Origin of the sequence: Neobacillus niacini (assembly GCF_030817695.1) — a bacterium.
In the GTDB taxonomy this organism is placed as follows: Bacteria; Bacillota; Bacilli; order Bacillales; family Cytobacillaceae; genus Neobacillus; species Neobacillus niacini_F.
The window spans coordinates 1,601,418-1,627,229 of record NZ_JAUSZQ010000002.1 but is presented as its reverse complement, the minus strand read 5'-3'; the positions used below and the strand labels follow the sequence as shown (position 1 = coordinate 1,627,229).

Here is a 25,812-nt window from a genome sequence, read left to right as displayed (position 1 = left end):
TATTAGTATCACCTCAAGAGAAAAAAATAAACCCGCTAATTTATCGTTAGCGGGTCAAAAGTTATCGTTCTACATGGATAACGGAAGTGTCTGTAAATAGATCGTGCAGACCTTGTTTCTTTGGTAAAAAGGCAACTACGATATAGCCTATGACAATGGTTGCAGAGATAAATCGACCAATCCATTCTCGAAACAGTATTGTTCCCCATGATAATTTTTCACTCTTTAAATCAACTACTCTTAATCCAAATACCATTTTTCCAAGAGTTTGATGAAAGTACTTTGTCATTAACACAAAATATAAATAAAATATGATTGCTGAAGCGATTGAAATAGGGGCAAACATATTAAATTCTACTAATGGAATCTCTAAGATTCGAAATAGAGGGTTAATGATTAATCTTTCTATACTCCCTATAACAATCAAATCTAGCAGGTATGCCCAAAACCGCATCCAAAAACCAGCAAAACGGATAGAGACAGGATCGGGTTCATGAGTTGTTACTGATTTGGCAAATTCCCCTTGGTTTTCATATTCCATCTTTTTTCCCCCTACTCTGCATATAAATACATGAGACGTGGAGAATTTGGTCTTGATAAAATTTCCATAATCCCAGTCATCTCATTATCAGTGCCAATTAATTTCTGAACCTTTAGATTTAACAGTGAACCAAATCCAATCGCGTCTGTATAACGGACAACCTTAGCGTCTTTAAGCTTCTCGTCTTCCTTCATCTGCTGGATTACATCTTCTAGGTATCCAAAGTCATCTATCAAATTTAGCTCTTTGGCTTGTCTCCCATCGTAAATTCTTCCATCGGCTATTTCTTTTACCTGTTCAGTTGTCATATTCCTGCCCTCTGAAATCACCTTAACAAACCCCTCATAGGAGTTGTCGATCATGCTCTGGAGAATTTGCCGTTCGTCTTCAGTCATTTGGCGGGTTGGGCTCATGATGTCTTTATATTGGCCGCTTTTGATGGTAACAAAATCTACGCCATACTTATCAGCCAATCCTTCATAATTAATTCCTTGCATGATGACTCCAAGAGAACCAGTAAGAGTTTCTTCACTTGCAAAAATCTTTTTAGCACCAGCTGAAATATAATAACCTCCAGAGGCAGCCATTGATCCCATTGAAACATAGACTGGTTTCTTTGTTTCTTTTTGAATTTCGATTAATTTATCATGAATTTCAGCACTTTCCACTACACCGCCACCGGGAGAGTTAACCTTAAGAATAATCCCCTTTACGGTATCATCTTCTTTTATGTACTCTAATTTTTTCATAAATCCTTGGTGATTGTATCCAGCTGATTGAAAAAAAGATTCCGCACTGTTTGTATCTTGTATAACTCCTTCAACGTCAAGTACGGCAATCTTTTTCATTTCATTTCCTTCCTGCACAATTTCTTCCGTGAAAGGCAGCTCTGTCGCAGCTAAAAGCTCACTTAAATCCGTTTCAACCCCTTTAAAAGCAAAAGCGGATAAAAAGTTAATCACGACCGATACAAAAAATAATGCCGCAGCAATTCCAAGGGCGGCCCATCGTTTCCCATTCATGTGTTAGATTCCTCCTTTAATTCTTCATAATTTTCTCTTACATAATTTAATATTGTTTCAAAATAATGCTAAAATTAAAGCAGACTATCCTAGTTTATCAAAAATAAAAAGTTTCATGGGAATTTTCCACAAAATTAACAACCAAAATATGGAGGGCACTATGGGACATAGACGTAACATCTTCTTTTATCATCATTTAGATAAGGAAATGCTGGAAAAGGTCGGGAAATTAGATGACTCCGCAAAACAGTATGGTTTAACAATTGTAAATGATCACCGCGACGCCAATATTATTGCTAGCATTGGTGATGATGGTACTTTCCTTCAGGCTGTAAGAAAAACCGGTTTTCGTGATGATGTCCTTTATTGTGGAATAACAACAAAGGATAGTTTGAGTATGTATTGTGATTTCAAAATTAATGATTCTTCTAAAATGGTTGAAGCTGTTTCTAAGGTTGAGACAGTTACGAATGAAGATTTAAAGGTACGGCGTTATCCTATTATTGAAGTCATAGTCGATGGACAAGGGGTATTTCCATGCCTCAATGAGTTTAGTATTCGCTCTTCCATCATTAGAACTCTTGAATTAGATGTTTGTATTGATGAATTACATTTTGAAACCTTCCGTGGTGATGGTTTGATCGTTGCAACACCAACAGGAAGTACGGCTTACAATAAATCAGTTAATGGCGCAGTTGTTGATCCATTAATTCCCTGCATGCAGGTGAGCGAGGTCGCATCTATCAACAACAACAAGTATCGTACATTAGGTGCTCCATTTGTAATTGGAGGCAAACGCTCACTGACTCTTAAAATTATTTCGGAAGGCAATGAGCACCCGACAATGGGATTAGACAATGAGGCTTTAAGCATACGTCATGTTGATAAAATCCAAATCAGACTTAGTGAAAAGAAAATTAAAACTCTAAAGCTAAAAGATAATTCCTTCTGGGAGAAGGTTAAAAGAACATTTTTGTAATAACGACAAAAAGGGCTGTCGCAAAATAGACAGCCTTACCTTTGCATACTATTGTTTTAATGATTGTAATTCTTGCTGGCGAAGCTCAATTCTTCGAATTTTCCCTGAAGTAGTTTTTGGAAGTTCAGATAAATATTCGATCTTCCTTGGATATTTATAAGGTGCGGTAAGTGTTTTAACATGCTCTTGAAGGTTCTTTGTTAATTCAGGGTCATTTGCGTCGACATCATCTTTTAGAACGACAAAAGCCTTTACAATAAAGCCGCGAATTTCATCAGGGCTTGCCACTACAGCACATTCTTTAACAAATGGATGTTTTACAAGTGCATCCTCTACTTCAAAAGGTCCAATTGTATAGCCCGAGCTGATAATGATATCATCACCGCGGCCTTCAAACCAAAAGTATCCATCTTCATCCCTTTTTGCCTTATCCCCTGTTATATAATAATCACCACGGAATTGCATAGCTGTTCTTTCCGGGTCCTTATAATAATTTTTAAACAGTGCTGGTGTTTCAACATGTACAGCTATGTCACCAACTTCACCGACAGGGCAGACTCCGCCTTCTTCATTAATAATTTCAACGCGATTGCCTGGAGTTGGTTTACCCATTGAACCAGCTTTTAACTCCATCCCTTTCGTTACGCCAACTAACAAGGTATTTTCAGTTTGTCCATAGCCGTCGCGGACATCAACATTAAAATGTCTTTTGAAAGTGTCGATAACCTCTCTATTAAGCGGCTCACCAGCGGATACAGCACTATGAAGGTTAGGTAATTTGTATTCATCAAGGTTTTCTACCTTTGCCATTAACCTATATTCTGTTGGTGTGCAACAAAGGACATTTACAGAATATTTTTCTAAAAGACTCAAATACTTTTGGGGTTCAAACTTGCCATTATACACTAACCCCGTCCCGCCTGAACCAAGCACGGATAAGAATGGACTCCAAATCCACTTTTGCCAGCCAGGAGCTGCTGTAGCCCAAACTGTATCACCATCTTCGATACAAAGCCACTTTGGTGCTGCTGTTTTCAAATGAGCAAATGCCCATCCATGTGTATGTACTACCCCTTTCGGGTTCCCGGTTGTACCTGATGTATAGGATAAAAACGCCATATCCTCACGAAGTGTTTCTGCAAATTCAAAATCTAGTGATGCTGATTTCATTTCTTCTTCTAAAAAGATCCAGCCTTCCTTCTTTTCGCCGACTGAAAACATTAAAAGTGGTTGTGGACTAGTAATATTTTCAAATTGATCGACATACGGGTAATAGCTGATTACTGCTTTTACATCACCGTGTAAAATTCGATATTGAAGATCCTTCTCTCGCAGCATTTCTGAACTTGGAATAACAACCAGACCAGCTTTTAAAGCAGCCAAGTATACAACATAGGCTTCAATTAGCCTTGGTATTATCACTAAGACTACATCGCCTTTTTTCAAACCATTCTGTGTGAAGACATTTCCCGCTTGATTAACTTTTTTTATTAATTCCTCGTATGTAACCTGTTTTGTTTCGCCTGATTCATTTTCCCACTTTAATGCCAATCTGTTTGGATCTAGTGCAAATCGTTCTACTTCTGAAACAAGATTATACTTTTCGGGAGCAATTAATTCTTCGCGGTTCATGTTTCTCCTCCTCATTCAAAATATAAGTATTATCACAAATACTATTATACAAAATTATTGAAAAATTTAAAATTGTTATACCGAAAATAGCAAATAAAAGAGAGTGGGAAGAATCCCACTCTCTGTAGCCATCGTATTCATTTGTTATCGTGAAAATCCGCTTAATTGAGATTCAGCCATTGATACTAAACGCTTAGTGATTTCACCACCAACAGAACCGTTAGCACGTGAAGTAGTGTCTGCACCAAGGTTTACACCAAATTCTTGAGCAATTTCAAATTTCATTTGTTGAAGAGCTTGCTCTACACCAGGTACAAGTAAATTGTTTGAGTTGTTGTTATTAGCCATGTGATATCACCTCCTTGTGAGTATAGAATGTGTAGAATCACATGGCTGTATTCTTTTTTACAATTGGTAATTGTTCACAAATATTTCACAAAAAAGGGCCGTGTTAATTAGGTCTGTTGATTTGTGCTCCAGGCACTTCGCTTTCCGCGGGCGGTCCGGGGAGCCTCCTCGGCGCGTAAGCGCCTGTGGGGTCTCCCCAGCCCCGTCCTCCCGCAGGAGTCTTCGTGCCTTCCGCACAAATCAACAGAGTGCCAATATTACAATTAGCTTTAACACGGCCGTTTTAAAATAAATCCTCAAATTCGGATGGTTGTTCTTTGCTATCTGGTTTGATTGTCAGCATTTCTGTTTTTTCTACTGCTTCTTGGATTAGTGGTTCGAAGTCGAAGAAGCTTTCGTAGTGCTGGACTTTTTCTTTTTTTGGTTTGGTTTTTGGTGATGATGGAACGAATATGGTACAGCAGTCCTCGAAAGGTCTTATTGAGATATCATAGGTATCAATTTCTTTGGCGATTTTTATAATATCATTTTTATCCATAGTCAGCAATGGCCTTAGGATTGGGGTATTGGTGACCTCATTAATCGCATACATGCTTTCCAATGTTTGACTAGCAACCTGACCAAGATTATCTCCCGTAATAATCGCAAGACCTTCTTGTTTTTTTCTAATTTCATCGGTTATTCGAAGCATAAACCTTCTTGTTGTTGTCATTGAGTAATTTTCCGGAATTTGTTCTTTAATTGATTCTTGTATAGCTGTGAATGGAACGATATGAAGTTTCATTGAACCAAATATTTCAGCCAGCTTTTTTGCTAAGTCGATTACTTTTTCCTTGGATCTGTCACTTGTATACGGTGGACTGAAAAAATGTACAGCCTCTATTTCTACTCCGCGTTTCATTGTCAGATATCCTGCCACTGGACTATCGATTCCTCCAGATATCATTAACATTGCCTTACCGCTTGAACCAACCGGAAGTCCCCCGGCACCTAAGATGTTCTCACATGACATGTATATGGCATCGGTTAGAACCTCAATTTTCAAATTAATATCAGGATTTCTCACATCCACCTTGATGCCTGGTATATTTTCTAGAATATAGCCGCCAAAGGTGTGATTAATTCCGGATGTATCCAATTCAAATGATTTATCCGATCGTTTAGGGGTAATTTTAAAGGTCTGTCCCTTTTTGTACAGGCTTTTTACTAAGGAAAGAGCTGCCTCTTTCATTTGTTCAATATCTCTTTCAACTCTGATTGCTGGACTAAGGGATTGGATGCCAAATATATTTTTCAAAGACTTGATGATTTCTTCAACGTTTTCTCCGTTAACGAGCACGTACATCCTATCACGCTCTGCTCGTATTTTTATTTTCGGAAAGGGAGCTAATGCAATCCGAACACTCTTTCTTAATTTATCTACAAATTTCTTTCGATTTCTGCCCTTGGTAGAGATTTCACCATAGCGAATCAATATTCGATCATAATTCATATTATTTCATAACCTTTCTTAATTGTTTGGCAGCCTCTTCGATTGCCACAATTACTTTTTCTGCCTCATCTTCCGTATTATCATACGATAAGCTTATTCTAAATGCACTGTCAGCCAAATCATCTGGAACCCCCATTGCTAAGAGTGTCTGACTTGGTAATTGTTTCTTAGAAGAACAGGCACTAGTTGTCGATAGATAAATTCCTTTTTGCTCCAAAGTGTGGATTAAAACTTCAGCTTTAACACCACTGATTGAAAAGTTAAGAATATGGGGTGCAGAATTTTCTAACGGTGTGTTGATGGTAAGACCGTCTATCCTGCTTAACCCTTCTCTCAAAAGGGACTTAACCCTTTTCATTTTTTCAAATCCCTTTTCACTTTTCTCTATCGTCATTCTTAGAGCCTTTGCCATTGCGACGGCTCCTGCTACATTCTCTGTTCCACTTCTGACTTTCCATTCTTGATTTCCGCCTGAAAGCAGCGGGTCCAATCTAACTCCTTCTCTTATAAAGAGCGCACCAGTCCCCTTTAATCCATGAAACTTATGTGCAGAAAATGAACATAAATCCACACCATTTTCGATTAAATTTAAAGGAACCTTTCCGACAGCTTGTACAGCATCAACATGAAAGAGAATAGTTGGGTATTGCTTCAAGAGCCTGCCAATTTCTGCAATTGGCTGAATTGTTCCTACCTCATTATTTACCTGCATAACGGAAACAAGTATTGTATCTTTTTTTATAGATGCTTTGACATCCTCTACCATTACTCTTCCAGTTTGGTCAGCTGGAAGATAGGTAATGTCAAATCCTAAATTTTGTAACTGTTCCATTGCTCCACGGACAGAAGGGTGCTCAACACTAGATAGAATCAGGTGCTTCCCTTTGTTTTTATCTAACATCGCTGTCCCTTTAATTGCTAAATTATTACTTTCTGTACCACCAGAAGTAAAGTAAACCTCTGTTGGTTTTACAGCTAAGAGATTAGCTACTTGTGTACGCGCCTGTGTGAGAAGTTTTTCAGCTTGCAGCCCTAGGCCATGCAGGGAAGAAGGATTGCCAAAAAATTCACTTGAGACCTTCACAAATGAGTCTAAAACCTCTTTATATGGTCTTGTCGTTGCACTATTATCAAAATAAATCACATTTAACACCTCACCTTTGCAGGACTAAATCTTACCACAAACTTAATCAATTGAAAAAGAATTGTGATAGGCAAATAAAAACCGATTCGCCATTTTTTAGCAGAATCGGTTTAAAGTTATTTTCTTATTGTTTTACAAATGTTGCCTTAATTTTCTTCAGGGCACCTGGATCAATGGATTCAAGCGAAGCAGCAGCTTGTTCTAAAGCGGCCTGATACTCAAAATGTCTAAATGCACGTTCTGCATCACTAAGTCCCTTAGCAACAGAAGGATACTGACTTCTGTATCTGTTTCCGTATTGAATCGCCTTTTCAGCAAGCATAACATTTTCAATGAGTTCAACGGTTGTATTTGATAATTTTTCAACTGTTAAAACTGCAATCTCTAAATATTGATTGAGTGCTGAAACGTTAAGCGGCTTTTCTTGAAGCTGAAGCTTTACGTTTTGTATACTCTCATTTGTATCTTCCAATAAATATTTGTAGTCCTCTGGTAATCCCGGAATATTACTCTTAGTTACTAAACGAATCGTTTCGCCTACTTTTTTAGTTAAATCCCTTAGTGTTTCACGCGCTTCGAACTCATCTTTTCTTAGGGCTTGTAACTTCAGAGCGAAATTTTCCTGCTCTTCCTGAATCATTTCTATATGCATTTTTATTTCTTTCAGTTCTTCACAAAGAATCGTTAAGGCTGTTTCATTGATATTAATTTTTTCCATCAAGATTTCATAGTGCTTTGTAACAGTGGAAAGCTGTTTTTCCAAGTGCCTCTGAATTTCAAAGTCACTTTCTGTCAGATGATAGCTTTCTTGAACATGCTTTACTTCATTAGAAAGATGGTCATGTTCTTCAAGAACCGAAGATAAAAGTCCACTCATCCCTTTTTCATTTTGAAGGATAAAATGCTTGGCATTCACTTCTTTTTCTAATAAATCAAACAGAATATCAATTCGCTCTTTAACTTCACCAATTCCCTCAAGTGCTTCTTCTATTTTCGTCTCTTCAATCAGTGCTAAATACTCAACCAATTTTTCGTGCAGACTTTCAATTTCATTTTCTAATTGAATATGGCTTAAGTAATACCCCTTCTCGGTCATTTCACGATAGCCTTCGAGAATATCTGACAATTGAGCCGGAATAAGAGATTGACACTCTATTAACAGCTGAGGAATAGTATCCATATTGTTTTTAACCTTCACTAGTTGATCGTGAATTCCTAATACCAGCTCTCGTGCTTCAAGATAGTTACCATGATCCGTCTTCTCATCAAATTCGTGAAACTTTTTCGTAACTTCCTCTAGTTGAGCTTCTAAGTATTTTTCGGACTTCCCAAAACTATGTCGATGAGCAAGTAGCGTTTTTTTCGTTTCCCGATACAATTCCTTTAACTGCTCAATTTCCGTCCTGTTCTTTTCTTCACTTCCAACAAGTTCATGAAGCTCTTCAACAATTTTATTAATCTCATTTTCAGTGGACTGTAATTTATCTTTGATTTCCTGTTGAACAGCCTTTGCTTTATTAAATCGGTATTTATCGATAAATTCTTCAGCGTCAAATAACATCTCTTCAAGATCAGGCAATTTAACCGTTATGATATCATCCCATTGATTACGCCAGCCTTCGAATAATTCCTCGGTTTGTCCGGTCATATTTAATTGTTTTACCTTTGACATTTCATCCAGTATCGGCCGGTTAAACAAATCTATTTTCCAGGCTTCTAACCTATCCATTTCTTTAAAATACTTTTTCTTTATAAAATACCCCAATACGAATAAGGCTAGTAGCAGGATAATAAATCCAATAAAATATGTCACGTTCAAGCCCCCTGTTTCAAACACTTCATTTAAATCTTTCAAGCGCTAGATACTAATCTATTAAAAACCATCGATATACGGTAAAGTTCAATGCCTCTATGATACCATGTAAACGACATTTTTTGACCAGTATTTTCAATTTTTTTGTAAAAGAAATTTTAATTTACTATTTTATGACAAAATCTTTATGAAAAGATGAATCATTGTAACTCCAAATTAAAAAGCACTTGCTGAAGGAAATTAGGTTTCCTAGCTAGTGCTTACCAAATAAATATTTATATTGTTGTTTCAATTAGAGGATGGCCTCTTTCTTTTCTATTATTTTAGTTCCCAGCGTATTTTCGATCCAGCTATTAATTTCCTTTAGGTACTTTTGTTCAAAGAACCTTTCATTTGGAAAAATATATAATACCTCTCTTAAATAATGTGCATTAATAAACGGCATCATTAGTAAGCCTTTGTATTGAATAATTAAATATGCAATAGAATGTGGACGGAATTCCTTCCTTTCAAACCCTTTTTCAAAGATCTTTTGAAAATAATACTTCTCCTTTAATGCATAGGTAGACATAATTTCTCTGACTACCTGAGAATCCATTGACATCTCTCGGTATACGAAGCTTGTAAGTTCAATATTTTCACATTGATAGTGAAGCAAGTCAGCGGTAATTCGTTTTAAACAATCCTTAACACCTGTATCCATTAAAGAAAACTTTTCTTCAATAATACAGAGATATTGCTCAAAAAAGTAAGTAAAGCAATATTCTAATAAACCAAGCTTATTCTCAAAATGGTAAGCGATGGTTGCAGAGTTTACTTTTGCCACAGTTGCAATATCTCGTATCGATGTTCCTGCATATCCATTTGAATTAAAAAGCGATATCGCTGCTTTCACTATTTCTTCCTTAGAATCCTTTTTCATCGTACACCTCCGTATACACGAGTTTTTTTATCTATCTATAAACATTTCTTGATTGTATGGTTGATTCCTTCATGAAAATATCGACAAAGTGTGCTCTTTTTCTTGTAAGTTTGATAAAATATATTAGAAATTTATTAATGGATGGGTGAAAAAACATGTTTAATGTCGAAATGTATAAGGGGAGCCGCCTAGAAAATTATGAATTAGTAAAAAAACAGTTACAGGCTCTTCTCCATGGCGAGAATAACCAAATCGCTAATCTTAGCAATACCTCAGCTTTATTAAATCAATTCCTGGATCGTATAAATTGGGTTGGTTTCTATTTAATGGATAAGAACAATGAGCTAGTATTAGGTCCCTTCCAAGGACTTCCGGCATGTGTTCGCATCCCACTGGGCAAAGGTGTATGCGGAACCTCGGCAAAGAAAATGAAAACCATTCGGGTAGAAGACGTTCACCAATTTCCTGGACACATTGCCTGTGATGCTGCCTCCAATTCCGAAATTGTAATACCTCTTATCAAGGATGGAAAATTACTTGGGGTCTTAGACATTGACTCACCTGAGAAAAATCGCTTTGATGAGCTGGACCAACAGCAGTTGGAGGAATTAACAGCCATTCTTGTAAACCATTTGTAAAAAAAAACTCGCCGAGGCGAGTTTTTTATATTTTTTCAAGTGCTTGTTCTAAGTCCTCTTGTATATCCTCCCATGCTTCAAGACCGACTGACAGACGAAGCAATGTATTGTCAATTCCCATTTTTCTTCGTTCTTCTTCTGGAACGACAGCGTGTGTCATGGTTGCAGGGTGCTGTATCAACGTTTCAGCATCTCCTAAACTTACCGCTATTTTTACCAATTGTAATTGATTCATAAAAAATTGAGCGGTTTCCTTTGTTCCTTTTACAGAAAACGAAATCACACCGCCAGGTTTTTTCATTTGTTTATACATGATTCTATTATCATCTATATAATCACTATTGCCAGGAAAATAGAGTTTCTCTACTTTTGGATGATTCCGTAAAAATTCAACAAGCATAGTAGCATTATCACAATGACGATCCATCCTAACGGGCAGCGTTTTCAATCCTCTTAATAAAAGCCAGGCATCAAACGGTGAAATCGTGCCGCCGAAATCTTTTTGTGTTGTTTTTGATACCTTTTTGATAAAATCACGTTCACCAACAACAATTCCAGCAATCACATCACCGTGACCACAGATATATTTTGTTGCACTATGAATAACAACATCACATCCTTGGCTTATAGGGGTTTGTAAATACGGTGAGCAAAATGTATTGTCAACCACAACAGGAATACCACGTTGTTTAGCAATACTGGCGACCAATTCTAAGTCAACTAGTTTCATGGTAGGATTAATCGGGGTTTCTATATAGATACAAGCAGTGTTTGGGCGGATTTCTTCTTCTAGAATTTCTTTTGATGCCATTAACGAAAAATGATGGTTGATGTGGTATTTTTCTTTTAACAATTGCAGTAATCCAAACGTACAACCATATACACCTTGTGAACACAGGATATGGTCACCTGATTTAGTTAAAGCCGTTAACACAGCAGAAACTGCTGCCATCCCTGATGCAAATGCCAAGGCTCCTTCACCTTGTTCCAGCTTTGCCATTCGATCTTCGAGAATTTTTACTGTAGGATTTCCCAGACGGGAGTATATAAATCCTTCCTCTTGACCTGCAAATCTTCTTTCCCCTTGTTCTGCACCTGAAAAGGTGAATGTGGAAGTTTGATACAAAGGGGGGACTAAACTACCTTGATGTTCTTCTGAATTATACCCTGAATGAATGGCTTCCGTTTCAAAGCGAAAATTTTCATTTGCCAAGCTGACTCCTCCTAGTTGAAAACGTTATCATCTCTATCTGTTTCTTTATCCTATTCATTTCCTGAAATTAACTTGACACATTGATGAATAAAATTATATAATATCCTTTGTGTAAAATAACTGCAGCCTATGTGAACACGTGAATGGATTCATTTTGTTCCTCATGAGTCATTGAACTCATTTGATGGTGTATCTTGTAACCCTCTGCTGCTAGGGCGAAGGTGCATGAAAACAAAATGGCTATCATTGATGTTTCATAACGGTTTTTATTTTACCAAAAAATAAAAACACTAAGGAGGAGTCATTCATGGCTCGTTATACTGGCTCAAGCTGGAAAATTTCTCGTCGTCTTGGAATCTCTCTAAGCGGCACAGGTAAAGAATTAGAAAAGCGTCCTTACGCTCCTGGACAACATGGTCCAAACCAACGTAAGAAGCTTTCTGAATACGGATTGCAATTACAAGAAAAGCAAAAACTTCGTCACATGTACGGAGTAACTGAGCGTCAATTCCGTAACTTATTTGATAAAGCTGGCAAATTAGGCGGGGTTCACGGTGAAAACTTCATGATCCTACTTGAATCACGTCTTGATAACGTAGTTTATCGTTTAGGTTTAGCTCGTACTCGTCGTGCAGCTCGTCAATTAGTTAACCACGGACACATCTTGGTTGATGGATCTCGCGTAGATATCCCATCTTACCGTTTAACTCCTGGTCAAACTATCAGCCTTCGTGACAAATCACGTAATCTTGATGTTGTTAAAGAAGCAGTTGAAGTTAATAACTTCGTTCCTGACTACTTAACATTTGATGCAGACAAGCTTGAAGGTACATTCACTCGCTTACCAGAGCGTTCTGAATTACCAGCTGAAATTAACGAAACTCTTATCGTCGAGTTCTACTCTCGTTAATTGATTTGCTTATTAAATAGCAATTGCGAAAACCCTAGAAACTGCGTTATATCAACGCTTCTAGGGTTTTTTTATTTATACTCTGCTTTGGAGCAATTTTGTATTCTCCTCAAAAATATATACTACAATACCCCCAAATCTGGCAGAAAACATTACACTTGTCCCATACAAATTTGAATTTCCACCATATATATGTATAGTATGATAAATTTAATAGAAGAAAGGAAGATAGTTGATGAAGCTTTATTTAGATCCAGGTCATGGAGGCTCTGACCCAGGTGCAGTGGGTCATGGACTGAGTGAAAAAAATATTGCATTAGATATTGCACTTAGAATACAGTCCATCTTAACCTCTCAATATGAAAATATTCAAGTGAAGATGAGTCGTACAGACGATACGACCAAGAGCTTAAGCCAGCGGACAAATGAGGCGAACGCTTGGGGAGCCGATTTTTATTTGTCGATTCACTGCAATGCTTTCAATGGTTCTGCGAGAGGCTACGAAGATTATATTCACACAAGCTTATCCGATTCCTCTACGACCGCAAAATATCAAGATATCATCCATGCAGAGGTTATAAACTTAAATCAATTACCAGACCGCGGCCAAAAAAAGGCCAATTTCCATGTTCTGCGTGAAACCGCGATGCCTGCCCTTTTAACAGAAAATGGATTTATTGATAACGCTCAAGATGCTGCACTGATGAAACAATCAACATGGCGTCAACAAGTGGCACAAGGTCATGCAAATGGAGTGGCAAAAGCATTTAATCTTGTGCGTAAACAACAACAGGATGCTCCCGATTCTGGTACCGTGTATAAAGTCATTGCCGGCTCATTCCAATCAAGAGAAAATGCGGACGAGCGTGTCACATTTCTTCGATCCAAAGGGATTGAATCGTTTGTGGATGCCGTATCCATCTCAGGTGCCACCTGGTACAGGGTTCAGGCAGGTGCTTTTTCAAGCAGGGATAATGCAGAAAAACGTTTGGAAGAAGTCAAAAAGACGGGGATTTCTGATGCATTTATTCTTGCTGAAGACTCCAACACTGCCGAAGATTTAGAATCTCCATCTGGATATTCCATACTAGGCAAAACTTATCTCTCTCCGGAACAGATGAATCTATTTGTTAAAAATATCAAGCCAGATGCGCTAGAGTTAGGGATTTATTATTTAACGTTCGGAGAATATTATGGAATCAGAGGTGACGTTGCCTTTGCACAAGCCATGCATGAAACGGACTATCTCCGATTCACAGGGGTTGTGAAACCTGAGCAGAACAACTTTTGTGGATTAGGAGCAACTGGTCCAGATAACCCGGGCGCAAGCTTTGAAACACCAAGGGAAGGTGTGCTTGCCCATTTGCAACATTTATATGCCTATGCTTCTACGAAACCATTACCTGATGGATATCCACTCGTTGATCCTCGTTTTAGTCTTGTAGCAAGAGGTTCTGCTCCAACATGGGTTGGTTTAAACGGAAAATGGGCTGTACCGGGCACTACTTATGGTCAATCCATTTTAGGCCTGTATGAAAGAATGATTAATAGTGCAAAGGAAAATTTAGAGAAGGTCCTAAAAGAGGTAAAAGGCTAATCCTTTTCTAGTTTTTTGCCCTTTTTGACTTTTTTGAACGTTTTACTCATTCCCTCTATTAAAAATTTGCGTAGGATATCTTGTACGAAAAATTTTTAAGAGAGGTTGATGTTCATGTTTGGTTTTTCCGTGATTCAGCTAGTTCGGCGAAATGGGCATAAACTTGATAAGAACATACGTCAAGAATTACTGCATATCTATTCCCCATTCAGCAACATTCCGTGTTTTTTACACCGACCCTTAGAGTATGTAAGTAAGAAGGCAAAGAAGCTACCATTAATTATTGAGTTTGAGGCAGATTGTTTTGATGATGGTATAAACGATGTAAAAAATACAAATAGCAAAAAGTTGAATCAGTATCCTTCCATTTCCTGTTGTTCTACTAAATTATCTATAGAAAAAATAGAACATTTACTCAATAACTGTAGTCACATTAAGAAAATCTATTATGATCGAAAATTGACAGCCCTCCTTGATATAGCTACCACTTCCATTCACTCCGACCAATTACAGCAAACCGGCTTAACAGGAAAAGATGTAACGATAGCGGTTATTGATACAGGCATACATCCACACGAAGATTTACAAGGACGGATCAAAGGGTTTAAAGATTTTATTAATAATCGAACAGCTCCATATGATGATAATGGCCATGGTACCCACTGTGCAGGAGATGCAGCAGGCAACGGATCTTTATCCGGAGGTAAATATAAAGGACCTGCACCTGAAGCTAATCTAGTGGGAGTAAAGGTTCTCGATAAAATGGGTTCTGGTTCACTTTCAACTGTCATTTCCGGTATTGATTGGTGCATCCAAAATCAAGCACAATTAAATATAGATATTCTTTCATTATCGCTTGGCAGTGATGCACAGCAGTCCGCTGCAGATGACCCTGTCGTAAAAGCTGTGGAAAAAGCGTGGGATAATGGAATGGTTGTGTGTGTAGCTGGCGGAAACTCAGGTCCTCGTCCATCCACGATTGCCAGCCCTGGGATAAGCCCAAAAGTGATTACCGTAGGTGCTGTCAATGATCTTAATACGGTTGACCGTTCTGATGATATTGTAGCCGACTTTTCAAGCCGTGGTCCAACTATTGATGGGCTGATGAAACCTGATCTCGTAACACCTGGGGTCAATATTATTTCTTTACGCTCACCGGGATCTTTTCTTGATAAAACAAATGCATCAGCACGTGTCAATTCAAACTATTTCTCCTTATCAGGAACCTCAATGGCCACCCCAATCTGTGCAGGCATAGTCGCACAAATGCTGCAAAGGAATCCAAACCAATCTCCTGACGACATCAAACTACAGCTAATTAATGCATGTGAAGATATGGGACAAGACCCTACTGCTCAAGGGAATGGTTATTTAAACGCTGAAAAGTTATTAAATATGAATATAAGACAACATTAATCCCTTGAATGACTGATAAGAAAACCGGCCTATTAATTTCATAGGACCGGTTTTCAAAGTGTTTAATATTTAATTAACGAGTATTTCTTTTTACCTCTTCTAATAATTGTGAACTGCCCTTCAATGCGATCCGTTTCTTGTAATACATACGATGTATCAGTAATTCGTTCACCATTCACTGTGATTGCACCATTAGTGATATCTTCTCTGGCCTGGCGCTTGGATGGAGAAATTTTCGCCGCGACTAATAAGTCTACCAAATTTCCATCTGTATCACCTGCATTAAAGGAAGGTACATCTTTAAATCCTTGCTGAATTTCGGAAGCAGTCAGGCTGCGAACATCTCCGCTAAATAATGCTTCGGTAATTTTTATCGCCTGCTGCAAAGAATCTTGACCATGAATAAGACGAGTCATTTCCTCAGCCAATGCCTTTTGTGCCAGACGTAAATGAGGTTCTTCTTGAACAGACTTTTCTAGTCCCTCGATTTCCTCATGAGACAAGAACGTAAAGTACTTCAAGTATTTAACAACATCTGCATCTGCAGAATTAATCCAGAATTGGTAGAATTCATAAGGAGTCGTCTTCTTAGCGTCAAGCCAAACTGCTCCACCTTCTGTTTTTCCGAATTTCGTTCCATCTGCTTTTGTAACAAGCGGGATGGTTAATCCAAATACCTTGGAACCTTCTGGCTGCATTTTTCGAATTAATTCCAGGCCTGAAGTGATATTACCCCATTGGTCACTTCCCCCTACTTGTAATTTACAATTGAAATTCTCGTAAAGGTGATTGAAGTCCATAGCTTGCAGAATCGTATACGTAAATTCTGTAAACGAAATCCCTGTTTCAAGTCGCGAAGCAATAGTATCCTTAGCGAGCATGTAATTAACACCAATGTGCTTACCAATATCACGTAGGAATGTAACAATATCCATAGATCCAGCCCAGTCATAGTTATTTACCATAACAGCACCATTTTGACCATCAAAGTCAAAAATGGCAGCTAACTGTTTTTGGATCCCTTTAACATTTTCCTGTACAGCCTCCAAGGTTTGCAGGTTACGCTCTTCACTTTTACCACTCGGATCTCCGATAAGCCCTGTCGCACCGCCCACTAAAACAATCGGGCGATGGCCATGCTGTTGAAATCTTCTAAGAGTTAAAAACGGTACCAAGTGACCGATATGCAGGCTGTCCGCTGTTGGATCTGCACCACAGTATAGAGAGATACTCTCCTTACCAATCAAATCCTTAAGACTTTCTTCATCTGTTTGCTGGTAGATGAGCCCACGCCATGCTAAATCTTGTAATAAATCCATTTTCTTTTCCTCCAAATTCTCAAAAATAACACAAAAAGCGCCCCTGCAAAAAATGCAGGGACGCATAACGCGCGGTACCACCCGGCTTGAGCAAAAAACACTCCAACTCGAAAAATTAACGGTTTAGACCGTTCTCCGCTACTTCTATGTTCACAGAGAAAGCTCTGGGACGTAATTCACTCTTCTATTTGTATCAGCTCTCACCAGCCGCTGACTCTCTAAAAAACAGGGATAGAAGACCTACAGTAGGTTCCCTTCATAGCTTGATTATTAAATTTATAACTTATAGAATTTTTACCATTATAAATTATTTCCACTGTCAAACAGGAATTGGTAATATCAGAAAAATGTAGAAGTTTGTCAATTTTGTAATCATCATTATGCTATAATATATGTGATTTTAAAAGAGGTGATTCTATGAATGATAAATTTCAAGCGTGGATCGAGAAAATCAAGTCCATTACCAACTTGTTTACCCATAAAAAAACTGTAAAAAGTGCACGAATAACGTACCAGGTCTTTTGGAACCTTTTGCTGCTGGTATTGACAGTTGTCATCCTTGGGGGAGCATTTGCAGGTGGTGTGGGCGCGGGATATTTCGCCTCGCTTGTAAAGGACGAGCCTGTCCGGTCTTATGACAGCATGAAAAAAGATATTTATAATTATACTGAAACATCGGACTTATATTTTTCTGACAATGTTTATCTTGGAAAGCTGCGTACAGATCTCGAACGTGAAGAAGTGAAAATTGACCAAGTATCAGATTACCTGGTAAAAGCAGTAATTGCAACTGAGGATGAGTATTTTTACACACACAAAGGAGTCGTGCCAAAAGCTGTTTTTCGTGCACTCTTTCAAGAAGTAACAAACTCTGCAGTGCAATCAGGTGGAAGTACATTAACACAGCAATTAATCAAAAACCAAATTTTAACGAATGAGGTTTCTTTCGAAAGAAAAGCAAATGAAATCTTGCTGGCACTGCGTCTAGAGAAGTTTTTTAGCAAAAAGGAGATTCTAGAAGCTTACCTAAACGTATCTACATTTGGAAGAAATTCATCTGGTAAAAATATCGGCGGTGTTCAAGCCGCAGCAAAAGGAATATTTGGGAAAAATGCGAGCGAATTGACTCTTCCCCAAGCAGCCTTTATTGCAGGTTTACCGCAAAGTCCCTTTGGCTACACTCCGTTTACAAGAGAAGGTACAGTGAAAAACAATTTAGAACCGGGTCTTACTAGAATGAAAACGGTTTTAAAAAGAATGTATGATGGCGGCCACATCACTGAAACGCAGTATGCTGAAGCCGCATCCTATGATATTACAAAGGATTTTATTCCTGCAGGGGACAACCCGCTTGAAAAATATCCATACTTATCATTTGAAGTTGAAAATCGTGCAGTTGAAGTTCTGACCAATGTATTGGCGAAAAACGAAGGTTATGAAGAAAAGGATTTAAGGGAAGATGAAAATCTCTATTATAAATACCGAACATTAGCCAAGCAAAACTTACGACAAAATGGGTATGAAATTCACACAACGATTAACAAAGAGATATATGATGTATTTCAGACTGTAAAGAATAACTACCCCAACTATGGACCTGATAAGCAAGAAACCAAACAGGACCCTGAAACAGGTGAAACGATTACTGTCATGGAGCCGGTTGAAGTCGGCGCTATGCTGATCGAAAATAAAACGGGAAGAATTATTAGTTTTGTCGGTGGACGAGACCATAATAAACAAGAGCTAAATCACGCGACGAGTGCTGTCCGGCAAAATGGTTCTACGATGAAGCCCCTGCTTGTTTATGCACCAGCAATAGAATTGGGGAAAGTCTCACCAGGCACACCTTTACCGGATGTAGCCTTAAGGTTAGATCCTTCTAATTCGAAACCATGGCCTAATAACTATGACAGGCGTTATAGCGGTATCACATCAGCCAGACATGCACTAAAAAAATCTTATAACGTACCGGCAGTTAAACTGTATAAAGATATCATTGATCAGCAGCCTGCTAAATATCTTGAAAAAATGGGCTTTACATCCTTAAGAAGTGAGGATTATACCAATCTTTCAACCTCTATTGGATCAATGAAAAATGGTGTAACAGTTGAAGAAAACACCAACGCCTTTGGAACCTTTGCGAATCAAGGTAAATTTATTGACGCGTATATGATTGAAAAAATCGTTGATAAAAACGGCAAAATCATTTACCAGCACGAAGTGAAGCCTGTTGACGTGTTTAAACCGCAAACAGCGTTTTTAACACTTGATATGATGCGGGATGTAATCAAAAGCGGTACAGCTGCTGGTATTAACAGTAGGCTGAAATTTAGGGCTGATTGGGCAGGTAAAACAGGAACTGGGCATGATTATCATGACGCTTGGTTTGTGGCTACCAATCCAAATGTAACCTTCGGAATCTGGACTGGCTATGATACACCAAAATCATTAAAAACCGGCGGAATGTCTTACTCACAGAGAACAAATAATCTATGGGCTGAATTAATGAATGCGGCTTATGATATTAAACCTGAGTTAGTTAATCCTTCTGAATCATTTCCTGTACCAGAAGGAATTGTAAAGCGTTCGTTCTGTGCGGTTTCAGGCTTGCTGCCTTCGGATGCCTGCGCTAAGGTTGGTTTAGTTGAAAGTGATTATTTTAACGCAGAAAATGTTCCAACAAAACGAGATGACAGCCTGATTGCAGGAAATTATGTGCAAATTGGTGATAAAAGGTATCTAGCTTTAGATTCAACACCAAAAGAATTTGCCCAACAAGGGGTTATCCTCAATCCAGACTTTATCACACAAATGGTTGGAAGTAATTTTAGTAATACAAGCCAGCTAATTCCTAAGATGGAACGATGGGGTAAAATCCTAGTTCCGAATGATAAGATTGTCGATAACGGAAAACGGCCTGACGGGATAACCCTTTCAGTATCCGGTAATAATCTCATTTGGTCACCACCAGCAGATAATGATATTGTTGGGTACCGAGTTTATCAGAACGGATCAAAGGTCGCGAGTATCATTAGTGGTTCTAGTCTTTCCTTTTCAGCATCTAACGGTTCATACTATGTAACCGCCGTAGATATCGCAGGGAATGAATCTGGACCATCAAACAAAGTGGATGTTGGTGTTACTATTACACCTGCACCTGTACCTGCACCTTAATAAATAACAATAAAGGAGCTTGGAAAATCCAAGCCCCTTTATTTTTTAGATTCACTTTTTTGATTATTTCTAATTGGATACAGCGCCTTTTCGAGCGTGAGTAAGTTTTTTTCCGTTATTTCGGCTTTTCTCGGAATTGGCTTATACATATCATCTGGATCGTCCCAATTTTTTGGAAGGCTGACTGGTGCTTTTTCTTGCCAATAATCGATCCAGTCCTGTGGTAAACTTCCATAACAGTTTGAGTTTTCAGTCATTTCCATCCAAATAAGTGCCCAAGCTCTAGGAACCACACGCCATATATCATAACCCCCGCCGCCAACTGCAATCCATTTACCCCCGCAATATTGATGGGCAATCTCATGAGCCAGCTTTGGGATTTCACGATAGATTTTCATTGAAGCGGATAAATGAGTTAAAGGATCATAATAATGAGAGTCTGCTCCATTTTGAGTCAAAATAACATCTGGTTTAAAAAACTCTGCTACTTCCTTTATTGAATGAGTATAGACATGGAGCCATGATTCATCCTCAGTGAATGCATCTACTGGAATATTAAAAGAATAACCATACCCCTTACCTTGCCCTCTTTCGTTCACGTTACCGGTACCCGGAAATAGGTATCTTCCCGTTTCATGTATGGAGAGCGTGCAGACATTGGGATCATCATAAAAGGACCACTGGACTCCATCTCCATGATGTGCGTCCGTATCTACATAAAGAACCCTAGCATTATATTTTTTTTGCAGATATTTAATAGCTACTGAACTATCATTATAAATGCAAAATCCAGAAGCTTTTCCACGAAAACCATGGTGCAATCCCCCGCCTAAATGAAGGGCATGGACTGCTTGTCCTGTCATTACTTGATCGACAGCCGTTAATGCCCCTCCAACAAGCAGAGCGCTAGCTTCATGCATGTTAGGAAAAATTGGTGTATCCTCTGTTCCTAACCCATAGTTTTCAGCCACTTGTAATGGAAGCTTTCCATATCCGGCCTTCTTTACAGCTTCAATATAGCTTGGATCATGAACTAGGCTTAGTTCTTCCTCTGTAGCCATTCTTGGCGGAACAACCTGCATATTGTCTAAGGCATTTAATCTATGTAATAAATCCACAGTAAGTTTTAATCGAAACTGGTTAAAAGGATGGTTATTGCTAAATTTATAGTTTAACAATTCTTCTGAAAATACAAATGAACAGGAATCGGTCATAGGGAAACACCTGGCAGATTTGGCCATAGAACGTCATAGCCCGATTGCTTTAGATCCTCGATGAGTATAGTTGGATTCATGGTTTGCAATCTTATGACGAGAATTTTAAATTGATCATCCTTTTTGTCAGGATAAACGAGCACACTCAATATATTGGCTTTGCGATTTTTTATTATACTAGTAATATCGCTAAGCTTTCCTGCAAAATTAGGTACCCTGATTTCGATTTGAGACCCAGGCTGATGGGCACCCGTTAACTCAACGAGCGTTCTCAGTAAATCCGTTTCAGTAACGATCCCAACGAGTTTTTGATTATTTGTAATCGGAAGACAGCTAATTTTATGTTCATAGAACAATGCGGCTATTTCCTCCACAAAATCAAGAGGGTGGCCTGTAATAACATTTTTTTTCATGATTGATTCAACGGGTTTTTCTAGGTCTTCCAAATGTTCGTTTGCACGAAATATAGATGGAGCAGCGTCACGTATATCGTTTAAGGTTACAATACCAACAAGCTGTTGAGTGGAATCGATAATGGGGATATGCCGGATTTTTTTTGACTCCATTATTCTCATTGTGTCAGCAATTGAAACTGACGGGGTAACCGTAACAATCTCCGTTTTCATTATTTCTTCTACTATCATCACAATGGCCTCCTCAATTGATTTGGATCAATACATAAATCGATTCATAAACCGCAATCGATCAAACCTCTGGATAGTCTCTACATCTACCCTTTTTCCAATTCTCGCCATCAAACAGTTAGCAGGGTGTGAACAAATCTCAGGATCATCTGTTGCATACCATTGGAGGCCGCCAGCATTCATCATTTTCTCCATGATTTTTCGATACTCCCAAACATTTAACCCTGTTCCCTTTAAATCCCAATGCCAATAATACTCAGTCGTAATAATTAAGTAATCCTCCATGGCATCATCCATCATCGAAACGGTGAGGAGATTTTTCCCAACAGCACATCCTCTAAATTTAGGAATTACCTCAATCGCACCTAATTCAATTAAATTATCCATTTTGTCTTCAGACCATCTTTCAAGAGGATCTGGAAAAAGATATGTCACATAGCCAACAATAGTATGGTGATGCCTTGCGATAATAATTCTTCCTTCTTCGAGTTTTGCAATCCCAACGAGTGCTTGATGCTGCTGTTCGGGAGGGCGAAAAGCGGTGAGATGTTCGTGAAATTCATATCCAGCAAGTTTATCTGAGGAAATAGGACCTTCTATAATTAAGTTACCATGGGGAGTTTTTAATTCTTTCGCATTATACGTCTTTTTGTGTTCCATCCCTACACCACCTGAAAGATCATTCGCGTATCATCTCTATTATACATAATTTCTATCAATTTTTAGTCCCTTTACTTAACTTTCTGTTTAATTAGAAAATGATGTGACAATTTTACGAAATCAAATAAATTATTTTAAAAATTGAGAATAGTTTCTATTTGTACTATAATTATCTCATACTAGCATAAGGGGGAAATGGAATGAAAGTGGAAAAGCTGCCGGTTATGCAAGGAGAGCATAACTTATCAAATTATGATGAAAAGTATAAGACCTTCAGTTGGGAAGAGACTGAAAAGGAATTCTCCTGGTATGAAACTGGACTGGTTAATATGGCTTATGAGGCTATTGACCGCCATGCTGAAACTTTTCGAAAAAATAAAGTAGCACTTTATTACCGCGATAACTCTCGAAATGAAAAGTATACGTTTAAAGAAATGAAAGAGCTTTCAAATAAAGCTGGTAATGTATTAAAAACATACGGAGATGTTGAAAAAGGAGACCGCGTATTCATTTTTATGCCACGGTCACCTGAACTCTATTTTACTGTATTAGGTGCAATAAAGCTTGGTGCGATTGTTGGTCCATTATTTGAAGCTTTTATGGAGGGAGCTGTTCGCGATCGTTTGCAAGATAGCGAAGCGAAAGTCTTGGTAACCACTCCTGAATTATTAGACCGTGTACCTGTCGATGAGTTGCCGGCATTAAAACACATTTTCCTTGTCGGTCAAAATGTTGAAGAAAATGAGCAGTACATTAACTTTTTGGAAAAATTCGAGAATGCTAGCAACGAGCTGCGAATTGAATGGTTAGACCGGACTGATGGGCTCATTCTTCACTATACTTCAGGTTCTACAGGTAAACCAAAGGGAGTCCTGCATGTACATAATGCAATGATCCAACATTATCAAACAGCAAAATGGGTATTAGATTTAAAAGAAGAAGATGTATATTGGTGTACCGCTGACCCAGGATGGGTTACAGGGACTTCTTACGGTATTTTTGGACCATGGTTAACAGGAACATCCAACGTAATTGTTGGCGGACGTTTCAGCCCTGATACCTGGTATAAAATGATTGAAGACTTTGGTGTAACCGTTTGGTATAGTGCTCCTACTGCTTTCCGGATGTTAATGGGGGCAGGAGATGAAATCGTTAAGAAATACAATTTAAGCAGTCTTCGCCATGTCTTGAGTGTTGGGGAACCTTTAAACCCTGAGGTAGTAAAATGGGGCGTGAAAGTCTTTAACAAAAGAATTCATGATAACTGGTGGATGACGGAAACAGGTGCACAGCTTATTAGTAACTACCCTTGTATGGAGATTAAACCAGGTTCAATGGGTAAACCGATTCCTGGTGTCGTTGCTGCGATTGTTGACGACCAAGGCAATGAACTTCCTCCTTACCGCATGGGGAATCTTGCTATTAAGAAGGGCTGGCCTTCTATGATGTACACCATTTGGAATAACCCGGAAAAATACGATTCCTATTTTATGCCAAGCGGATGGTATTTCTCTGGAGATTCCGCCTATATGGATGAGGATGGATACTTCTGGTTCCAGGGACGAGTCGATGATGTAATTATGACTTCAGGTGAACGTGTTGGACCTTTTGAGGTGGAAAGCAAACTTGTCGAACATCCTGCAATCGCAGAAGCTGGGGTAATCGGGAAACCTGACCCTGTACGCGGCGAGATCATTAAAGCCTTTATCGCCCTAAGAGATGGCTATGTAGCTTCTGATGAACTTAAAGAAGACATCAGACTTTTTGTGAAAAAGGGCCTTGCAGCGCACGCAGCTCCTAGAGAAATCGATTTCCGCGATAAGCTTCCAAAGACAAGAAGCGGTAAGATTATGAGACGTGTTCTAAAAGCATGGGAACTTAACCTCCCAACAGGTGACTTATCTACAATGGAAGATTAAAAAAAAGGAAGCGCATAAACGATATGCGCTTCCTTTTTTTATTTTGTCTAGCTCCAGCGCCTAGGGGCTCGGGGTCATAAGCCCCTGGACAAGGCGCTTCTGCTTTTCTTATTTATTTAGTTGATTGTCGGTGCTCGATACGGTGTGGAAGAACAACCGTTTGTTCCTCTACCTCTTCTTTGTTCATTAATTTGGTGAGTAGACGCATAGCCACAGCTCCGATATCGTACAAAGGCTGAACGATTGTGGTCAGCTGCGGGCGAACCATTAATGAAAGCCTTGTATTATCTGATGTGATTACTTCGAAGTCTTCAGGAATTTTATATCCTTTATCCTCGGCACCATGGACTACACCAAGTGCCATTTCATCAGAGCCCACCAGTATTGCAGTAGGCCTATTAGGAGCTTCTAATAATTTATCGAACGCTTCTAATCCGGAGTCATAGGTGTAATCACCTTCGACGATAAGTGACTCATCAAAATCTAATTTTGCCTCTGCCAGTGCCCGCTGATATCCTTTTAGTTTTTTGTGGATATTTCTCGGCTCCTGTAATGGACCTACTACAAATGCAATATGCTTATGACCTTTCTCGATAAATTCTTCCACTGAGTCATAAACTGCCTGCTCATAATCTATGTTAACCGAAGGAATCTGTTCAGATTCTTCAATAGATCCAGCCAAGACAATTGGTACTGGTGATTTCCCGAATTCTTCCACATGCTCTTGGGTAATATTTCCACTCATAAAAACAATTCCATCCACTTGTTTTCCTAGCATGGTATTTAATAAGTGTAATTCTTTCTCTTTGTTTTGATCGGAATTACTTAAAATAATATTGTACTTGTACATAGTTGCAATATCTTCGATACCACGTGCGAGTTCTGCGAAAAAGATATTCGAGATGTCCGGAATGACAACCCCAACGGTTGTTGTTTTTTTGCTGGCCAATCCTCTTGCAACTGCATTAGGACGATAACCAAGTCTATCAATGACTTCTAATACTTTTTTGCGGGTAACAGGCTTTACATTTGGATTTCCATTGACGACACGTGAAACAGTTGCCATCGAAACATTCGCTTCACGGGCAACATCATAAATTGTAATATTCACGTTTTACACTCTCCTTAAACACGATACGTATTTTCTTTATTTTACAGCATTTTTTAATAAATTAGTCATTGTGATATAGTATACAATCTTTTATGTATTTAATC

Annotated in this window: 21 protein-coding genes and 1 other annotated feature; of the genes, 7 read left to right on the top strand and 14 right to left on the bottom strand. The window is 38.6% G+C overall.

The window, feature by feature from the left end:
* Nucleotides 1-61 precede the first annotated feature (61 nt).
* Both QFZ28_RS08355 and sppA read right to left on the bottom strand, forming a co-directional pair.
* Complete coding sequence (locus QFZ28_RS08355; RefSeq protein WP_373428053.1) at nt 62-541, bottom strand: RDD family protein; 480 nt, start codon at nt 539-541, stop codon at nt 62-64.
* 11 nt (nt 542-552) lie between these two features.
* Entirely contained in the window at nt 553-1,563 is a 1,011-nt protein-coding gene (sppA, locus tag QFZ28_RS08350; protein WP_307194201.1) for a signal peptide peptidase SppA, read from the bottom strand.
* Nucleotides 1,564-1,723: 160 nt separating this feature from the next.
* Here sppA and QFZ28_RS08345 point away from each other — a divergent pair, with 160 nt between their 5' ends.
* Nucleotides 1,724-2,542, top strand: coding sequence for an NAD kinase (locus tag QFZ28_RS08345; protein ID WP_307194200.1), 819 nt, complete (start codon nt 1,724-1,726; stop codon nt 2,540-2,542).
* Nucleotides 2,543-2,590: 48 nt separating this feature from the next.
* Here QFZ28_RS08345 and mbcS read toward each other — a convergent pair whose 3' ends face one another.
* From mbcS to refZ, 6 genes are all read right to left on the bottom strand, one after another.
* Complete coding sequence (mbcS, locus tag QFZ28_RS08340; protein WP_307194199.1) at nt 2,591-4,174, bottom strand: acyl-CoA synthetase MbcS; 1,584 nt, start codon at nt 4,172-4,174, stop codon at nt 2,591-2,593.
* A 144-nt stretch (nt 4,175-4,318) separates the two neighbouring features.
* Nucleotides 4,319-4,522 (bottom strand): alpha/beta-type small acid-soluble spore protein, encoded by a 204-nt coding sequence (locus QFZ28_RS08335; protein ID WP_307194198.1) that lies wholly within the window; start codon nt 4,520-4,522, stop codon nt 4,319-4,321.
* 283 nt (nt 4,523-4,805) lie between these two features.
* Nucleotides 4,806-6,014 (bottom strand): tRNA uracil 4-sulfurtransferase ThiI, encoded by a 1,209-nt coding sequence (thiI, locus tag QFZ28_RS08330; RefSeq protein ID WP_307194197.1) that lies wholly within the window; start codon nt 6,012-6,014, stop codon nt 4,806-4,808.
* Nucleotide 6,015: 1 nt separating this feature from the next.
* Nucleotides 6,016-7,158 carry a cysteine desulfurase family protein gene (locus QFZ28_RS08325; protein WP_307194196.1) on the bottom strand — a complete coding sequence of 381 codons (1,143 nt, stop codon included), beginning with the start codon at nt 7,156-7,158 and terminating at the stop codon, nt 6,016-6,018.
* 124 nt (nt 7,159-7,282) lie between these two features.
* Nucleotides 7,283-8,971, bottom strand: a complete 1,689-nt coding sequence (gene ezrA, locus QFZ28_RS08320) for a septation ring formation regulator EzrA (protein ID WP_307194195.1) — start codon at nt 8,969-8,971, stop codon at nt 7,283-7,285.
* A 292-nt stretch (nt 8,972-9,263) separates the two neighbouring features.
* Entirely contained in the window at nt 9,264-9,893 is a 630-nt protein-coding gene (gene refZ, locus QFZ28_RS08315; protein ID WP_307194194.1) for a forespore capture DNA-binding protein RefZ, read from the bottom strand.
* 155 nt (nt 9,894-10,048) lie between these two features.
* On the opposite strand from refZ, the gene QFZ28_RS08310 reads away from it, so the two are divergent.
* The gene (locus QFZ28_RS08310) at nt 10,049-10,531 is read left to right on the top strand and encodes a GAF domain-containing protein (protein ID WP_307194193.1); all 483 of its coding nucleotides are present in this window, start codon (nt 10,049-10,051) and stop codon (nt 10,529-10,531) included.
* Nucleotides 10,532-10,556: 25 nt separating this feature from the next.
* Here QFZ28_RS08310 and megL read toward each other — a convergent pair whose 3' ends face one another.
* Entirely contained in the window at nt 10,557-11,744 is a 1,188-nt protein-coding gene (megL, locus tag QFZ28_RS08305; protein ID WP_307194192.1) for a methionine gamma-lyase, read from the bottom strand.
* Nucleotides 11,745-12,051: 307 nt separating this feature from the next.
* On the opposite strand from megL, the gene rpsD reads away from it, so the two are divergent.
* From rpsD to QFZ28_RS08290, 3 genes are all read left to right on the top strand, one after another.
* Nucleotides 12,052-12,654, top strand: a complete 603-nt coding sequence (gene rpsD, locus QFZ28_RS08300) for a 30S ribosomal protein S4 (RefSeq protein ID WP_307194191.1) — start codon at nt 12,052-12,054, stop codon at nt 12,652-12,654.
* Nucleotides 12,655-12,889: 235 nt separating this feature from the next.
* The gene (locus QFZ28_RS08295) at nt 12,890-14,251 is read left to right on the top strand and encodes an N-acetylmuramoyl-L-alanine amidase (RefSeq protein WP_307194190.1); all 1,362 of its coding nucleotides are present in this window, start codon (nt 12,890-12,892) and stop codon (nt 14,249-14,251) included.
* A 114-nt stretch (nt 14,252-14,365) separates the two neighbouring features.
* The gene (locus tag QFZ28_RS08290) at nt 14,366-15,667 is read left to right on the top strand and encodes a S8 family peptidase (RefSeq protein WP_307194189.1); all 1,302 of its coding nucleotides are present in this window, start codon (nt 14,366-14,368) and stop codon (nt 15,665-15,667) included.
* Nucleotides 15,668-15,729: 62 nt separating this feature from the next.
* Here QFZ28_RS08290 and tyrS read toward each other — a convergent pair whose 3' ends face one another.
* Nucleotides 15,730-16,986 (bottom strand): tyrosine--tRNA ligase, encoded by a 1,257-nt coding sequence (tyrS, locus tag QFZ28_RS08285; RefSeq protein ID WP_307194188.1) that lies wholly within the window; start codon nt 16,984-16,986, stop codon nt 15,730-15,732.
* 53 nt (nt 16,987-17,039) lie between these two features.
* Nucleotides 17,040-17,255: a binding site (T-box leader), on the bottom strand.
* A 148-nt stretch (nt 17,256-17,403) separates the two neighbouring features.
* Between tyrS and QFZ28_RS08280 the strand changes: the two genes are divergently transcribed.
* Nucleotides 17,404-20,160, top strand: coding sequence for a transglycosylase domain-containing protein (locus QFZ28_RS08280; RefSeq protein WP_307194187.1), 2,757 nt, complete (start codon nt 17,404-17,406; stop codon nt 20,158-20,160).
* Nucleotides 20,161-20,198: 38 nt separating this feature from the next.
* On the opposite strand, the gene QFZ28_RS08275 is transcribed toward QFZ28_RS08280, so the two are convergent.
* The 3 genes from QFZ28_RS08275 to QFZ28_RS08265 are packed head-to-tail and all read right to left on the bottom strand — an operon-like array spanning nt 20,199 to nt 22,678.
* Entirely contained in the window at nt 20,199-21,374 is a 1,176-nt protein-coding gene (locus tag QFZ28_RS08275) for an acetoin utilization protein AcuC (RefSeq protein ID WP_307194186.1), read from the bottom strand.
* Nucleotides 21,371-22,018, bottom strand: a complete 648-nt coding sequence (locus tag QFZ28_RS08270) for an acetoin utilization AcuB family protein (protein ID WP_307194185.1) — start codon at nt 22,016-22,018, stop codon at nt 21,371-21,373. Before QFZ28_RS08270 ends, QFZ28_RS08275 begins: the two co-directional genes overlap by 4 nt.
* Nucleotides 22,019-22,045: 27 nt before the next feature.
* The gene (locus QFZ28_RS08265; protein WP_307194184.1) at nt 22,046-22,678 is read right to left on the bottom strand and encodes a GNAT family N-acetyltransferase; all 633 of its coding nucleotides are present in this window, start codon (nt 22,676-22,678) and stop codon (nt 22,046-22,048) included.
* 200 nt (nt 22,679-22,878) lie between these two features.
* Between QFZ28_RS08265 and acsA the strand changes: the two genes are divergently transcribed.
* Nucleotides 22,879-24,597, top strand: a complete 1,719-nt coding sequence (gene acsA / locus QFZ28_RS08260; protein WP_307194183.1) for an acetate--CoA ligase — start codon at nt 22,879-22,881, stop codon at nt 24,595-24,597.
* 112 nt (nt 24,598-24,709) lie between these two features.
* On the opposite strand, the gene ccpA is transcribed toward acsA, so the two are convergent.
* A complete protein-coding gene (gene ccpA, locus QFZ28_RS08255; protein ID WP_307194182.1) occupies nt 24,710-25,708 on the bottom strand; it encodes a catabolite control protein A in 999 nt (332 codons plus the stop codon).
* Between the last annotated feature and the right edge of the window lie 104 nt (nt 25,709-25,812).